The organism is Stieleria sp. JC731, from assembly GCF_020966635.1.
Taxonomy (GTDB): domain Bacteria; phylum Planctomycetota; class Planctomycetia; order Pirellulales; family Pirellulaceae; genus Stieleria.
Window position 1 is genome coordinate 609,971 of sequence record NZ_JAJKFQ010000011.1, and the last position, 15,656, is coordinate 625,626.

Genomic DNA, 15,656 nt, shown 5'->3' on the forward strand with positions numbered 1-15,656 from the left:
AGTGACAAGTTGTCCATTGACTGATTCGACTATCAGCAGCCCTTCTAGCTGCCTGCAGATCGTCGATCGGCATCGCAATTTTGGTCGGTGTCGCTCACGATACTCTAGCAACTGACGCGTTGGTCTTGCACGGGGCATGTCAGGGATGGACATCTCAGCCAGCCGTTCGTTCGCAAGTGTTCATCGGGTTGGATGGACAACGGAATCTCTGGTCAGTTTGCCCAATATCAACGACGCGTAGGGCATTCTGTTTTCCCGTCCCTGGAAGATCTCCGAACTTCAGCGACTTCTTTTCTGTTGTCGTGAATTCTTGGGTGAGGCTATGACGAATTGGGATAAAAAATTCACATTTCGAATTGATAATTTTACAGTTTGCCAAAGTCGCCCTGTTTCTCGAAATCCTTCACTCCAGAGTGCTTCTTGTGCCCCTTTCCGCTGGCCACCAATTCCTGGCTGCGTGTAAACTTTTTTATCCGAATTCATCCCGGCGACGATTTGTAAATCGAATATGAGTACAGCAGGCAAATATGGCGAGCGGCAATCTTGGCGTCGCCAGAACGGAGGCGAAGCCGAAAAACGACGAACGGCGAAATCGGTTTTAACGCTGTTTGCCATCGTGCTGCTGGCATTATTCCTATTCATTCTGCTGCGGCCTCGGCCCAGTCGTGATCTAGTCACTTTGGTCGTCGCGCCGTCCTATAACCTGGACATCGTTACGCCTGGGATGTTTGCGGAATCTGCCAGGCGAGCGTTTCGCGATCAGTTGGCGGGTGAGGTTTTCAACGAATCGGCCGATGCGATTCGCACCCGATTTCAAGACACGACACAGCTGGCGAAATATTTCGAGGACGATGATGACACGCTACTGATCGTTGTCCGCGGTTACCTGCTCGAAGACTCCAACGGTGAACCGGCGCTGGCATGTAGCGATCTTGGGATCGATCCCTCGACGGACGAAACCGTCGGGCTTTTGCCGTTAAAAGAAATCTTGTCGCCCCTGGCCAACGATGCCCCCGAATCCTTCAGCGGGACTCGATTGGTATTACTCGATGTCGAACCTCTAGCGGCGCATCCGACGTTGGGACAATTCAATGAATCTGTCTTTGCCTCGTTGGAAACGCTCGCCAAAAGCTTGGAAGGGCCATTCGCGTCAAGCGTTTGGGTCATGGCAACGCGCGGTCCGATGCAAAACGTCAGCTGGGACCTGGAAAGCAATCTGCCGCTGTCGACGAAATATTTTATCGACGCAATGGCTGGTCAGGCGGAGTCCGATGGCGACGGAGTGATCGAGCTGTCGGAGCTTTGTGCGTTCATGTCAGAACGCTACAAACGTTTGCCTCTCAATCAAGATACCGCGCCGGAACTGATTCTGTTTCGAGGCGGACAAGGTGCCGTGACCGCACAAGATGTATCAGCCGGCGAATTGGATCTTTGGGTCAATCGAACGGCTGAGCAAACTGATTCGTCATCGGAAGCTCCTTCGGAGTCGGTAGAGAATGATTCAGATGAGTCCGGCGATCCACCGGCCTCCGCGCAAGCTGCTGCGAAAACAAGTACGCAGCAGCGATTCGATCGCAGCACCAAAGAATTGCAAGTCAGGCTTGTTGCAGCACAAAGCGAGACGCCAGACGAATCAGAAGAAAATTTACCAGCGAAAGACGACTCCACTGAGCCAACCGGGGCGAAAGACGTCGGCAATGAATCGGACGTTGCAGGCAGCGATGCCAGCGAAAAGCCCTCGGCGGAAAGACAAACTGCGGCCAAGACGGATGCCGCGATGAGCTTTTGGGATTTCCGCGACCAATTCGAATCCGTTCCTGTGAATTTGGGGCAGCATTCAGATTTAATCAGTCCCGCAGCGCTTGCGCCGCAGTTGTGGCGGCAATTGACGCTTGAGGTTCTTGCGGCCGAAATTCAAGGTTGGGATCAGACGATGGCTGACCAAACTTCGCTGCAAATTCCGTCCATCGTCACGGCAGATTTGGAGCAGTTGTTGCGAGTCGTGCAAGGCAAAGCAACGACGCAATCGATCCATGACGACTTGGTCACCAAGCTGCGCGACTTTGTCCTAAGAGAGCAGCAACGTCGTCGCGAGATGCGAATCGATCGCCGTGTCGAGACAGCCGATCAGCTGCAACATGCGATTGCCGTGGCGTACAACCGACTGTGGGCGTTGGCTGAATTTGAGCGTCAAGCGATTTTGGCCAATACGGAAGCGCCCACCGCACGCCTATTGAACGCGGCGAGAAATGCCGAGCGAACGCTCGTGGCTGCATCCTCTGGGCAAACCGTCTCTCAGGCGGTGATCGATCGGCAAAGTAATGATCTGGAAGATTCGATCCAGGTTTTCGACCGAAACGTGCAGCTTTCGGTGGCAGACTTGCTACGCGAATATTCTCGCAACGATCCTCAGCGAAGTTGGCAGCTCAATCGCGCCGCGTTCGCTTGGCTGCGAAGTCCGCTGCCGACCGCGAAGCAGCGACGTGAACTGTTCAATGCGATCAAAAATGCTCCGGTCGATCCTAGCGATTCTGAATCGATCTCCGTTGAAAAGTATCGTGTGACATTTGGGGATTCCACCGCAAGTGAAACGAGCTTGCAGCGAGTGGACCAGTATAGGGCCGAGATTGCGGACTTCTATTCCTCACCAAGTTCCTCGATCGATGCCAGTGACGAGCGTCAGTGGCGATCGATCTTGATAAAGAATGATGGTCTTTCATTCGAGCAAACGATTGCTGCAATACTGCGGGTCAGTCCAAGGTTGAATTCTGCGTCGGGTCAGCAGGCCGCGTTGATCAACAACGTGCAACCAGAACCGATCATTCGTCAGCCAAGTGTTTCGGTTCTTGATTCGGCCGGCGCCGTGATGAACGAGACTTCGGCTGTGCGTTTGGAGACATCCGAGGATCTCGAAAACCTGGTCCTGCAAATCAATCCGGATAGACCAGAGCCGACTCGATTGTTGGTCAGCTATCTGGTGCGTTCGAGCGCAAGCGACTTTAGGGATCCGCCTGTCGACGTCAGTTTTTCGATTCCCGGACAGGGAAAGGTCGGCCCCGACGAATCGATCGAGTTTTCCGTTGGGGCCGATTCACAGCGAGAACTGCCGATCAGGATTCGAGCAACCGGCGTTGCCGAGCCGAGTGAAAAGCTGACACTTGAAGTACGGATTCGTGGTGATCGCACCAGTGATCAAGTCGATGGGGTCGTTGGCGTCTATCGAATCCCATTGGAATTGCCAATCGAAAACCGTCTGGTTGCGGTCGCGTCCAGTTATCGTGGGATCGGTTGTAGCCGTCCGACGGTCAGCGGTGAAGGCAGTTTGCCGGGTGGAATGTGGCTGCGAACATTTAACGATCGCAAAACGCCGTTCCAGCTGAGCCTGTACAACGAATCCGGCAAAGCCTGTCGGGCGAAAGTTTGGTTGGTTCGTTTGCCAAATCCGATGCCACCGAATGTTCGCGCGTACTGGCCCGATTTCGCCGTCCGCCGCTATTCCGATCCGGTTGACGGCCGCGTTGTCGATAACGATGGTCGTATTGAAGATCGATATTTGCGTCCGGAGCGAATCGTCTTGGGGCCTGCGGTAATGGATGTTCCCAAGGATGCTGAGCAGGTTCCGTTGAACTTTGCCGGCGGAAAAAAACAGGGAGCTGACGAAGAGGCGGCAACCCCGGCAGTTGGCCAAACCAGCGCGAGCGATTTAGATGTCAGCCACGGGCTTGCATTGGTTTGCCGCATGGTCGATGCGCAGGATGAGCCGTTGCCTGAAAGGGACCAAGTGATCTATCTGGTCGCTAGACCTTGGGCCCCGCGGGACTACGTCGATACCAAAGTCACCTTTGCCAATGGGCGTGTGGAGGTCAGCGCGAGCCTACGTCGAACACTGGACGGTGATCAGCAACGCGATGAAATCCCCGAGTTAGAAAGCCGCCCTGTCGAAGTCGTTTGGCAGCAGGACGATCAATGGGAGGGATTTGTTGTCGCGAGCGAACAAGAACCGGATTCGCGGCCTTTGAAGCTAACCGCATCTGGCGGTGCGACCGCAAAGTTTATCAGCGTTCCGGTCAATTCACGAAATGCTCGATCTTGGGTCCGATTGAATGTGGATGGTTGGCCGAGGGCGATCACTTCGATTGTCGATCATCAGCCAGGAAGCCAGGGCCAGAACCGAACGCAGAATGAGATCCGCTTTGGCTCGGTGACTCATTTGAAACGCACACTCGCTGACAAGACACCGCCTCCAGAAGCGACATACTTTCCGCGTCGTGAGGTCTATTACAAAGGCGGCGGCGAGGCTTTGCGGGCGGTCGTTCAAGCCGATTTCTCCGATCGCGATTTCATTCCCTCGAGCCAACCGACGGTCGTCGTCGAAGTCGAAGGTCGTCCCTACGCCACCTATCAAACCGATCGGATCGTAAAAACATGGCTCGCCGAAGCGACCAGTGACGGTGTGATTACGTTAAAAACCACCGTCACCGATATCACCGAGGATTTGCCTCAGGGACGATATGCGGACCAGCGTGTTCCCATTACCGCGACGTTGTCGATCCAGGGGCGTGAGGAGGCATCCGCATCGGTAACGGCGATCATGGATTCGACGCCGCCCAACTTCATTGGGGTCAGCGCCAAAAGCAAAGGTTTGATTACCCAAGGGGCAACGGTGCCGTTCGCAATTTCGGCGATTGACGGTGGTGGCTCCAGTCCGGATCGTCAACCACCTGCCGGGATCCAAAGGATCGAGTTCGGGCTTGATACCACCGGTGATGGTCAGGCCAACACGCAACGAGGCAGTTACGACTTTGATCCGCCGGTATCCAATGGCGTCGCTGTGGTTCCGTTAACACGAACGTCCTTCACTTTTCCACTAGCCCAGAACTATCACATCGCCGTCAAAGCGTTCGACGCAGCGGGCAATGAGTTCGCTTCGCAATACCCGGTGGAAGTGATTAAGCGTTCGAACCCTTCAATGAACGGTTCCGGTGAAACAGGTGTGAAACCGGGGCCTGCCAAGAAAGGTTGGTTGCACGGAAAGATCGATACTCGCGCCGGCCTTAACGGTGTGCTAACGCTTTCCCCTGCACCGAGCCCCGTAAATATGTCGTCCAAAGAGATCGTTGGGCAGGATCGCAGTTTTGATTTTGGGCTGCTTCCCGAAGGTGAATACACACTGAAATTCAAAGGCTCGATCAGCAACAAAGCACGTACGTTGACTTGGGAGGGCCTAAAGATCGACACGAGTGCTCGTAAAACCAATCCGATCGCACTTGATCTGTCGGAGGCGAAATCGGAGTAGCCGGACTGCTTCGTTTAAGGCGGCAAAAAACGAGGTATTTCGAGTCCACGGAAAAAGTCAGATTTTTTCTTGGGTGATAGGAAACTTTCCGAGGGTGCATGCGAGAACGGTAGTGTGCATGGCGGCGACACCCCTCGCCAAACAATATTCACCTTTACTTTCTGACCTTTCTGCAAATTAGGACGAATCATGGCTGCTTACATCAAATTCGACGGTGTCGATGGCGAATCGAAAGACAAAGACCACAAGGGTTGGAGCGACTTGTTGTCGTTCGGCCAAGCGGTTCATCAGCCAGGCGGTGGCGGAACCGGAGCATCGCGTCGTCGCGGCGACGTGATCATGGAAGACTTGACCTGCACCAAGGAATTGGACAAGGCAAGTCCCAAGATTGCCGAGTCGGTTTGCAAGGGCAAGGTTTACCCCAAGGTTGAAATCGATCTGACTGCTTCCTACACCGACAAAGGCCGCGTGACTTACTACAAGTACACGCTGACCAATGTTCTGGTCACCAGCTACAACATCAGTGGTGCCGGCCAAAGCGAATCCGTTCCAGTTGAAGATTTTTCGATGAACTTCGAAGAAATCAAAGTGACTTACACAGAGAACGATTCCAAGGGCAAGAAGAAAGGCAACGTCGAGTACAGCTGGAAAGTTGAAGAAGGCGAAAGCTGATTCAACCGCTACGGCCAACATGACAACGGTCCGTTCGCCGATTTCGGGCGGACGGGCTTGTTTTTTTAGACGGCATGCAAGAAAGCTAAATCCTGCTAGCGAACAACGATCAACCTTCCTTCCCTTAAGGATCATTGATCGCATCAGGCATATCGCCGACAATCTTTATTGAAGTTTCTCGTACCGAACTATTCGTGACTGAACGATGGCACTGCAACAACAAAACCGTCTCCTGAATCTCAACACGGTTCTTGGTGAGGATGTGTTGTTCCTGACATCATTCTCGGGCACCGAAGAAATGGGGCGGTTGTTCAACTATCAGTTGGATCTGATCAGCGATGATCCGGCAATCAAGCCCGAAGACCTCGTCGGCACGGCAATCGGATGGAGTATCGAGCTTCCCGACAAGAGCCGACGTCATTGGCACGGCTACATCAACAGCCTCTCACGCGGCGACATCGATTTTGAGAATCGACGTAATTACCGAGTCAACGTGGTACCGTGGCTCTGGTTTTTGACGCAGACGAGCGACTGCAAGATATTTCAGGAGCAGAACGTTCCTGACATCATCGGTGAAGTGCTGGGTGATTACTCGTTCGCCGATTACACGCCTAAGTTTCAGCTCGATCACAAGCAGTGGGAATACTGCGTTCAATACCGTGAAACCGATTTCAATTTTTTGACTCGGCTGATGGAACAGGAAGGGATGTTCTTCTTCTTTGAACATTCCGAAGGTGCCCACAAGATGATCATTGCCGATCACCAGACCGGGTACTACGACCTTCCGGAAAACAGGGTTGATTACCCCGATGACCTCGGTTCACGCGCGATCCAAGATCACTTGACCAGTTGGGAACGCAAGTATCAGTTCATCCCCGGCAAGTACGCGCAAACCGACTACAACTTTAAGACACCCAGCACTTCGTTGGCCAGCAACAGTAGTAGCGTTGTTAACTTGAACGACATCAGCAACTACGAGTTGTACGACTATCCAGGTGAATACGAAGACAAAGGTGTTGGTGATTCAGAAACCCGTGTCCGTATCGAAGCCGAGGAGACTCGTCACGATATCGTTTCGGCAACAAGCTTTTGCAAGACGTTCCAAGTTGGCGGTCGCTTCACCGTGGGCGAGCATCGTGATCCGTCAGAACAAGGCGCAAACTTTGTTTTGACCTCGATCCAGCACATGGCAAGCGAGCCGATGGCATACGAAACCGGGGGCGACAATTCGCTCATCTATCGTAACTCCCTCAGTTGTATTCCGGCCGCCCGTGTCTTTCGGACTTCACGCAGCACGGCCAAGCCGATCATCAGTGGGATTCAGACCGCTGTCGTTACCGGCCCTCCGGGTGAAGAGATCTATCCGGATGAGTTCGGCCGTGTGAAATGCCAGTTTCACTGGGATCGATATGGTGAAAACAACGACAACAGCAGCTGCTGGATTCGCGTTTCGCAAAGTCACGCTGGAGCCGGTTTTGGTGCGATTAGTCTGCCCCGGATCGGTGAAGAAGTCGTGGTCAGTTTTCTGGAAGGCGATCCCGATCGTCCTCTGATTACCGGGCGTGTTTACCATGCTCAAAACATGCCGCCCTATGGCTTGCCGGATTCAAAGAACATCAGCGGTGTAAAAACCAACAGCACCAAAGGTGGTGGCGGTTACAACGAATTGATCATGGACGATACCAAAGGCAATGAGCTGATCAGGCTGCATGCCGAGTACGACATGGATTCAACGGTCGAGCACGATGACCGGCAAACGGTTCACAACGATCGATCAATCGATGTCGATGGGACTCATACCGAAACGATCAAGAAAGATACTTCGATCACGGTTACCGAAGGAAACTGGAGCCGCACAGTCACCAAAGGAATGTCATCGACGACGGTCAACAAGGAAATCCTCGTTGATTCAGAAACACAGCACATTCATATCACCGCTGCGACCGAGATCAAACTAGAAGTCGGCAAATCAAAGCTATTGATGAAGGCGGACGGGACGATCGAGTTAAGCGGAATGAACATCGCAATCGATGGGAAAGAATCGGTCAACATTCACGGAGCCGCGGTGACATCCAAGGCTGACAACAACAACGTGATGGAAGGGGCCATGGTGCTTTCCAAAGCCAAGGCGAACAACATGATCAAAGGCGGAATGATCATGCTGAATTAGCATCGTCTAACTGGTCGCCTTTCACGTAATGTGTCAAAAACCTGCGTCAACTCGCAATCACTAATCACGCCATGCTTTGTTTTGATGACTGACCCCTCTGTCCCTGCAACCGAAAAGCCGCGTCAAACGATGGTTTTGCCTAGCGTCGATGATGCTGGGCGATCGGTCCTTGCAGTCATCACAAAGCAAACGTACGCGATCGGCAATGACGGAATTCTGGAACGCTGTGATGATGACGCTCCGATCCGAGAGGTCGACGAGTACTACGGTGAAGGCGATCCGGAAACTTGTTCGGTAAAGTTTGAATCGGATCTTGCTCCCTTTAAAACCGTCACCGACCTTGTTGTTGTCGGATCAGCACATGCGCCGGATGACAAGCCGCTTCGACAACTAGACGTTGCTGTTGATGTTGGCTCGAAACGAAAAATGATTCGAGTGTACGGAGATCGGTTTTGTCGCTATCGCGAAGGCGAAGCCCCGGAATTCTCTGCACCGGAACCCTTCACTGTGATGCCGATCCGATATGAAAATGCGTACGGCGGAGTTGATCGGCTCAGCGAGCCCGGTTTGGAATTCAGTTATCCAAGAAACCATCTTGGCAAAGGGTTCGTTTGCAAGAATACGGCTGAGACGATCGACGGTTTGCCGCTGCCCAATTTAGAAGATCCCAACGACCCGATCACTCCAGCAGGATTGTGTCTCGAATCGGTTGGGTCTTGGAACCGATTGCCCCTGCCGCAAGGATTCGGCTGGTTTCAGAAAACATGGTACCCACGCTGTTCGTTTGTCGGATCTGTTCCAGGATTCATTGATCCAGATGAAACGATGCGCGAAGAATCCTTGGGATTGGTGCCCGCAAATCAAATCGCTCTCGCTCGGCAATTCAAGCTGCCCAGTTTCGATATCCGTTTCAACAGTGGCGCGTCAATCGGATTGGCATTTGATCGCTTGAGTGGTGATGAAACCTTAGCGATTCATCACATGACTCCGGATCGGCTGTTGCTGGCGAAGCTACCTGGGCTGCCACCACAGATCACATTGGATATCGGTAACGGTCCAGAATCATTGCAGCCCGTTTTGCAAACGGTTTGTGTTCGAGTGGAGGATCGTCAAGTCGACTTGGTCTGGCGAGGTTCTTTAGCGAAGAACGATCGCCATTGGTTGACGCAAATTGAAAACCTGGAGGCGACAGCGACATAGGCCGTTGAGCAATCGATGCTCGACCGGAACTGTTCCAGCGTTTTTATCATGCGAATAGTCTTGACCGTTATCGCAGGGCCCGCGACCGGCAAAAAGCTTTGGCGACGCAATGACGGATCGATGAAAATCGGTCGGTCGGAGTATGCCGATTTCGTAGTCGCCAGCGATCCGGCGATGTCATCATTGCACTTCGAATTGCGATACGGTCGAACCGGTTGTGCGTTGCGAGATTTGCAAAGTAGCAATGGCACGATCGTTAACGGACAGCGGGTTACCGAATCGAAAATAGCTGATGGCGACCGGATCGTGGCGGGGTCAACGGAGTTTCTCGTTTCGATCGAAGGGCTTGCTGATGGACTTGCGAAAAAGCAGCAACAGTCTCAACCCGCGTCGACCGGGACCGATGGTCGTGAAGAACAGCAAATCGTTCTGCCGGGGCAAACACCCCAGGGGCAACATGTTCTCTCGATCTTAGTCAAACGCACCTACGACCTGAATACGGGAACTCGCTGCATTCGTGCTTCCAAAGATGAGCCGATCAATCCCGGAGATTTGTTTTTCGACGATCCGATGAACACGTCGGTCAAAATGGAAAGCGATTTCTGTCCGTTCAAGCTTGCAACCGACGTCGTGTTGTTAGGCAAGGCATACGCACCGGCTGGGCAAACCACGCGGCAGATGATCGCTTCGTTGGCGGTTGGTGAATTCCAAAAACACCTTCTGATGATCGGCGACCGCGAATGTCGTTATCGTGCCGGTCAAGCACCTCAGATTTCCGATCCGGCGCCTTTTGAGCAGATCGATTTGAAATACGAGAATGCTTATGGTGGCGTTGATATCTATAGCGATTCCAATTTGCCCTACCCTTATCCACGCAATCACCTAGGCAAGGGATTCGCGGTCAAAGCGACCAAGAAAACACTTGATGGTCTGCGTTTGCCAAACATCGAAGACCCCAATGATCCGTTGACGCCCGACAGGATTTGTGTTGAAGACTATCACCTTTGGGAGAGGCAGCCGATGCCGCAGGGTTTCGGTTGGTACTCAAAGTATTGCCAGCCTCGTGCGAAGCTGGCAGGGATCATGCCCGCCGATCGCGCGACCGAACAAGAGCTTCGGCAGATGTACGCGCAAGCGGTTCCAGACGAACAGCGTCAACAGTACTTGGATGCGCAAATTCCAGATATGGATTTTCGATTCTTTAACGGCGCATCACCGGGGCTGGTTTTAGAATTCCTCGATGGCAGCGAGCACGTATCGACGCGTGGCGTGACAGCGGAGGGCCAGTTCGATTTCCAGTTGCCGGGCGAGCGTCCGCTGCTGGGGTTGGACATCGGGAGCGGACCACAGCAACCCGAAGTCGTCCTGCACACGGTTCAGATTCGGATGGAAGATCGCCAAGTGGACTTGGTATGGCGAGCCGCGGTTCCCTATCCAGGCCTGGATTGGTTGCCTGAAATGCCAATGATGGAGGTCACTGTCGCATGACAAGCGAGCAAACCGGATCCGATTTTGATTCTGCGAATTTGCCTGGCCCGAATCGATTTATCTATGTGGTGTCAGGCTGTCTGCTCGTTGCAGTGGCTGGGTACTATGCCTTTACCGCGATGAACACCATGGGGCTGGCGACACATCACGGCAACGCGATCGTGGTGGGCAAGTATTTTCAGGAAGCGGGTACCTCCAGCTTCAGTCAGCCGATCGGCAATCAACAGATTGTCCGGGTCCAAGAAACGCCCGAAGCTTACATCGCAAAAGTTAAGATTAACGAGCAACAAACTGAATGTGCGCTCGATAAACCGTTGTACGAAGAAGTCTCTCCCGGTGATCAATTGAACGTGGAATACCAAGTCACGCGATTGACCGGGGCAATCCGAATCACCAAAGCGACTCGCTAGGTGGCGAAAAGGTCGTCATGGCACACTATCCCGCAGCAAAGCTATTCGATTCCGTCGTCGGCGTGGACGTTCATGCTGTCGTGGGCGTCCCGGTGCATCCGTATTTCGGGCCGATTTACCTATGGCATACCCCTGCCTTCCCAAAGGCTGACGTGTTGATCAATGGGATGCCAGCATGCGGTGTCGGTGCGATGGGGTACTTTTTTCATATTCCCCAAGGTGCTCCCGTTCCTCCGACACCGACAAATATGCCTTACTGGAAAAGGTACCTGACCAACGTCGCGATGGGGATGACGTTGATGACGCTAACCATTTTTGCCAACATCGCGATCGCGGCGATCGCTGCGATGATTCCCAAACCCAAAAGCGTGGAAAAGTTCGTCAAAGATGTCACCGGCATCGACACCACCAACACGATGACCACGCTATCGACGATCAGTTCAACGTTCGGTGCATTCACACAGTGGATGACCTGGGTCAAGCTTCTGATGCCCCCGATTCCTTTTCCCGGCGCTCAAGGTTCGACTGCGGTCGGAAGCCCAACGGTAACGGTCAACGGCGGGCCACTGGCATTTGTTTGTCCTCTAATGGCGACCAGTTGCAGTGACATTCCGGTCGTTCCGAATGCCGCAACGATTGGTTTTTCGAATGTGCTTGTCGGAATGTCGATGGCCCAACTGGCTCGTCAGCTCGCCGTGAGCACGGCAAAATCGGCTGTCAGTGCCAGCATTCAAGGTGGCTTGAAGCGAATGCAAGGAAGAAGTGATTGCGGGTGCCGTTAATCCAGTTTGATGTCTTAATTGAGCGGCAGGAAAGGTCATGACTTCAAAGCAAGGCGCGGTCAGTGCGGGGCACCCCGTTGATGTTGCATCTGGCGTCCTATTCGAAGCGAGTACGGATTTCAAAATCAATGGCCGTATGCCGCTGCAATTCACACGGCACTACTCGACGGCGTTGCTGGAAAGTGAACCTGGGATTTTCGGACAAGGTTGGGCCGGATCGTTGTCTTGTCGCCTTCGCCAAGTTGAAGGCACGGTCGAGTTTGTTGACGAATCGGGCGGGGCGATTCGTTTCGGATGCACCCTCGATAGTCTTCGGCCGGACACTCCCGTCCTTTCGCTAGGGGCCTTTTTAGAGTTGTCTCGTCGTGATACCGGCGAGTTCGTCGTCACGTCCTGGAACACCGATACCTTCCTTGTAACGCGCTACGTTTTCGAAGCCGTTTTGCAAGGCGAGATGAAGCTTCGTGCGATCGAAAACACGGCCGGATTTGCAATCGATCTTTTCTACAACGAACAAGATCAATTGGTGCGAGCAGCACAGCGGCGTGAGCGACGTGCTTTGACGTTCCAGTACAACACGTCAGGGCGGCTGATTGTGCTTGGGGCCCAAGGTAGTGATGGTGATAATCGACCCATCATGCATTACGAGTATGATCGCCTGGGGCGTCTAGCATCCGTTCGCGACCCCGTGGGTGCGAGCGAGCAATATGAATATCAAGCAGACGGACGGCTGACCCGTGTTGTTCAAAAAGACGGTGCGGTGTGGTCGTTTCAGTTTGACCAACAAGGCCGCTGCGTTGTCGCAACTGGTTTAGAAAACTATGACTTCAAAAGTTTTCGTTACTTCGAAGCGACCCGGCTGACCGAGGTCACCGACAGTCACGGATTCACGACAAAGTATCATTGGCTGCAATCAGGTCAGGTTTGGCAGCAGGTTTCTCCGACCGGCGCGACAACCTTTAGACGATATGACGAGCATGGCAGAATCACCGAGTCGGTCGATGCCAACGGCGGCGTCGAAGCGAACGTGTATGACGAAGTTGGCAATCTTGCCATGTCTTCGAACGCTTTGGGACAAGCGACTGCGTACACACACAACGCTCGTCGTCAAATCACTTCGGTCACGCTGCCCAATGGGGCCGTGATCGAGCGTCAATATGATCGACAAGGGCGTATTGCCGAAGTCAACGGTCCCTGCGGATCAACCGGAAAGTTCCATTGGAACCGCAACGGCGATCTTGAATCGTATGTCAACGCACGTGGTGAGCAGCAGCGTTTCGAATACAACGCGTTTGGCGATCCCGTCCACACTGAAGACTGTGACGGAACGGTCGTCAAGTTTGACTACGACGCCTTCGGCAAGAAAACGAAGCGAGTCAATCATGTGGGGATGGAAACATCACTGACATATGACGCGATGTTCCGCCTGACCTCGGTCAGTGATTCGACAGGTCGAACGACTCGTTTTCGATACGATCGCGCCGGAAACCGCATTCGGGAGTCAGGATCCGATGGGCTTGTTCGCACCTATACCTACGGAACATGTGGCCGCATCGCCGAAGTGGCTGAGCCGGACGGACGGCGGATCCGCTATCGATGGGACACTGAACCCGGGCGTTTGCTGAGCCTCTCGATCAACGCGACGCAAACGTATCGCTATGAATACGATGCCGATGGAAAGACCATTCGGGAAATCAGTTACGACGGTCGAACACTACAGCTCAAACGTGATGCCGCTGGTTTGATCCGTTCGGTGACTAATGGCGCCGGTGAGGTCACCGAGTTCGATCGAGATATCGCAGGTCAGATCACTCGGATTACCAATTCCGAAGGTGAGATCAAAGAGTACCAGTACGACGAACTTAACTTGATGGTTGCCGCCGTCAACGACGCCTGCGAAGTTCAGTTCGAACGCGATGAACTGGGACGCATCGTTGTTGAATCCCAGAATGGCGTCGCTATCACTAGTGACTACGATGGCTTTGGGATTCGAACGAAGCTTTCGTCCGATCTGGGGCTTGATGTTCAATTCGAATACCAGTCAGCCCTGACGCCAGGATCGATGTTGATCAATGGCGTCGACCGATTCGACTTTCAGCATGACTATGCCGCTCGCGAAACCAATCGGCTGCGAGACGGCAGCTTCGAGATGAAATTGGCTTATGGCGATTCTGGGCAACTGACCGAACAATGGGTTGGCCGTCCCGGGGATCATCCCAGCGATCCTGAAAAGCTTTACCTCTCAGATTCGGTGATGGTCCATCGTCGCTATTCATACGACGATGCGGATGAATTGCTAACCGTCGAAGATGCTCGATACGGAACGACGCGGTATGAATATGATTCCGTCGGTCGTCTCAAAGAGGCGAATCGGATCGATCAAGCGGTCGAGCAATTCGAGTACACGCCCGACGGGGCTCGTTCAAGCTGGATCGTCTCTGGCAAAGCATCGCCCATCAATGGGCAGCATCCGGTCGAACTCGGATTGGCAAACCAGACGCTGGCCCAAGGACTATCCGAATACCAATATGATGCCGAAGGCCGTTTGGTCCAAAAGACATCACATCCCGGTACCGATTCGGAACAGGTGTGGACCTATCAATGGGATAGTGAAGGCTTTTTAAGGGCGATCCATTGCCCCGGCGACCAACGCTGGGAATACCAGTACGATGCCTTGGGCAGGCGAGTTGGCAAACGTGGCCCCGATTGCGAAACACGATTTGTCTGGGACGACCGGTTCATCATCCACGAGGTCCGCGATCAACAGTCGACGCAAACTGATACCTGGGTTTACGAACCCGAAGGACTAGCACCGCTTGCGACAATACAAAACGGTCAGTGTTACGCCTGCATCACCGACCAAGTCGGCAAGCCACGCGAGTTTATCGATGCCGAGGGAAACGTCGTTTGGCATGCGAGTTACCTGGCCTGGGGGCAGATTGACGAGCAAGTTGGCCAGCAACTTAGCTCAGATTCGCAACTACGCTGCGACTTGCGATTTCCCGGTCAATGGTTTGATGCCGAAAGCGGATTGCACTACAACCGATTTCGATACTACAGTCCAGAAACTGCGGTCTACATTTCGCGTGATCCGATTCGCCTTGATGGTGGGTTATTGGAATACGCCTATGTTCCAAACCCCTGTCTTTGGGTCGACTTTTTCGGACTCGATGCGGCCGGGGTTGAATCCGGCCCATCAGATGAAACCGTTTATGTCGTCCGAGAGGGGAATAAGCCTGACGGTGATGTGATTTACACCGGGATTACAAAACAGGATGTCTCCGATCGACAGTCACAGCACAGGCAAGATCCCAGTCGTAAAAACTGGGTGTTAATGCCGCTAACCGATGCCGAAGGCAACGAGATTCGGGTGCGGCACGGAGTTGCCAAAGGAATTGAACAAGGGCTAATCGAACACTACGGTATCAAAAACCCAAGCGAAGGCCAGAAGCTGAAAACAGGGCCTCTGGTGAACGAAATCAACAGCATGTCGCCCAACCGTGATCCAAACGTGCGAAAGCCGCGCATGGAGGCAGGCAAACCCTATGTTGACGAGTTCTTGGAAAACGAAAAAAGTAAAGACAAGTCGAAGCGTGGTCAGTGTTCCAAATAGGCCACGTCGTTTACAGGATGTGAAT

General features: G+C 53.3%; 8 protein-coding genes. All 8 read left to right on the forward strand.

Features of this window, described 5'->3' with window-relative positions; all coding sequences use genetic code 11:
• Positions 1-508: 508 nt before the first annotated feature.
• The gene (locus tag LOC67_RS19200; RefSeq protein WP_230264344.1) at positions 509-5,296 is read left to right on the forward strand and encodes a hypothetical protein; all 4,788 of its coding nucleotides are present in this window, start codon (positions 509-511) and stop codon (positions 5,294-5,296) included.
• A gap of 189 nt (positions 5,297-5,485) precedes the next feature.
• Complete coding sequence (locus tag LOC67_RS19205) at positions 5,486-5,968, forward strand: Hcp family type VI secretion system effector (protein WP_230264346.1); 483 nt, start codon at positions 5,486-5,488, stop codon at positions 5,966-5,968.
• Between the two features lie 205 nt (positions 5,969-6,173).
• Positions 6,174-8,138 carry a type VI secretion system Vgr family protein gene (locus LOC67_RS19210; RefSeq protein WP_230264347.1) on the forward strand — a complete coding sequence of 655 codons (1,965 nt, stop codon included), beginning with the start codon at positions 6,174-6,176 and terminating at the stop codon, positions 8,136-8,138.
• A gap of 84 nt (positions 8,139-8,222) precedes the next feature.
• On the forward strand, positions 8,223-9,338 hold the full coding sequence (locus LOC67_RS19215) for a DUF2169 domain-containing protein (protein ID WP_230264348.1): 1,116 nt from the start codon (positions 8,223-8,225) through the stop codon (positions 9,336-9,338).
• Positions 9,339-9,386: 48 nt separating this feature from the next.
• A complete protein-coding gene (locus LOC67_RS19220; protein ID WP_230264349.1) occupies positions 9,387-10,826 on the forward strand; it encodes a DUF2169 domain-containing protein in 1,440 nt (479 codons plus the stop codon).
• Positions 10,823-11,236, forward strand: coding sequence for a hypothetical protein (locus LOC67_RS19225; RefSeq protein WP_230264350.1), 414 nt, complete (start codon positions 10,823-10,825; stop codon positions 11,234-11,236). Before LOC67_RS19220 ends, LOC67_RS19225 begins: the two co-directional genes overlap by 4 nt.
• Positions 11,237-11,253: 17 nt before the next feature.
• Positions 11,254-12,018: a hypothetical protein gene (locus tag LOC67_RS19230; protein WP_230264351.1), complete on the forward strand. Its 765-nt coding sequence runs from the start codon at positions 11,254-11,256 to the stop codon at positions 12,016-12,018.
• A 37-nt stretch (positions 12,019-12,055) separates the two neighbouring features.
• Positions 12,056-15,631: an RHS repeat-associated core domain-containing protein gene (locus LOC67_RS19235; RefSeq protein WP_230264352.1), complete on the forward strand. Its 3,576-nt coding sequence runs from the start codon at positions 12,056-12,058 to the stop codon at positions 15,629-15,631.
• Positions 15,632-15,656 lie beyond the last annotated feature (25 nt).

Excerpts from the sequence above, each read along its gene's own strand:
- LOC67_RS19200 (WP_230264344.1), top strand. The coding sequence starts at position 509 with ATGAGTACAGCAGGCAAATATGGCGAGCGGCAATCTTGGCGTCGCCAG.
- LOC67_RS19205 (WP_230264346.1), top strand. The coding sequence starts at position 5,486 with ATGGCTGCTTACATCAAATTCGACGGTGTCGATGGCGAATCGAAAGAC.
- LOC67_RS19210 (WP_230264347.1), top strand. The coding sequence starts at position 6,174 with ATGGCACTGCAACAACAAAACCGTCTCCTGAATCTCAACACGGTTCTT.
- LOC67_RS19215 (WP_230264348.1), top strand. The coding sequence starts at position 8,223 with ATGACTGACCCCTCTGTCCCTGCAACCGAAAAGCCGCGTCAAACGATG.
- LOC67_RS19220 (WP_230264349.1), top strand. The coding sequence starts at position 9,387 with ATGCGAATAGTCTTGACCGTTATCGCAGGGCCCGCGACCGGCAAAAAG.
- LOC67_RS19225 (WP_230264350.1), top strand. The coding sequence starts at position 10,823 with ATGACAAGCGAGCAAACCGGATCCGATTTTGATTCTGCGAATTTGCCT.
- LOC67_RS19230 (WP_230264351.1), top strand. The coding sequence starts at position 11,254 with ATGGCACACTATCCCGCAGCAAAGCTATTCGATTCCGTCGTCGGCGTG.
- LOC67_RS19235 (WP_230264352.1), top strand. The coding sequence starts at position 12,056 with ATGACTTCAAAGCAAGGCGCGGTCAGTGCGGGGCACCCCGTTGATGTT.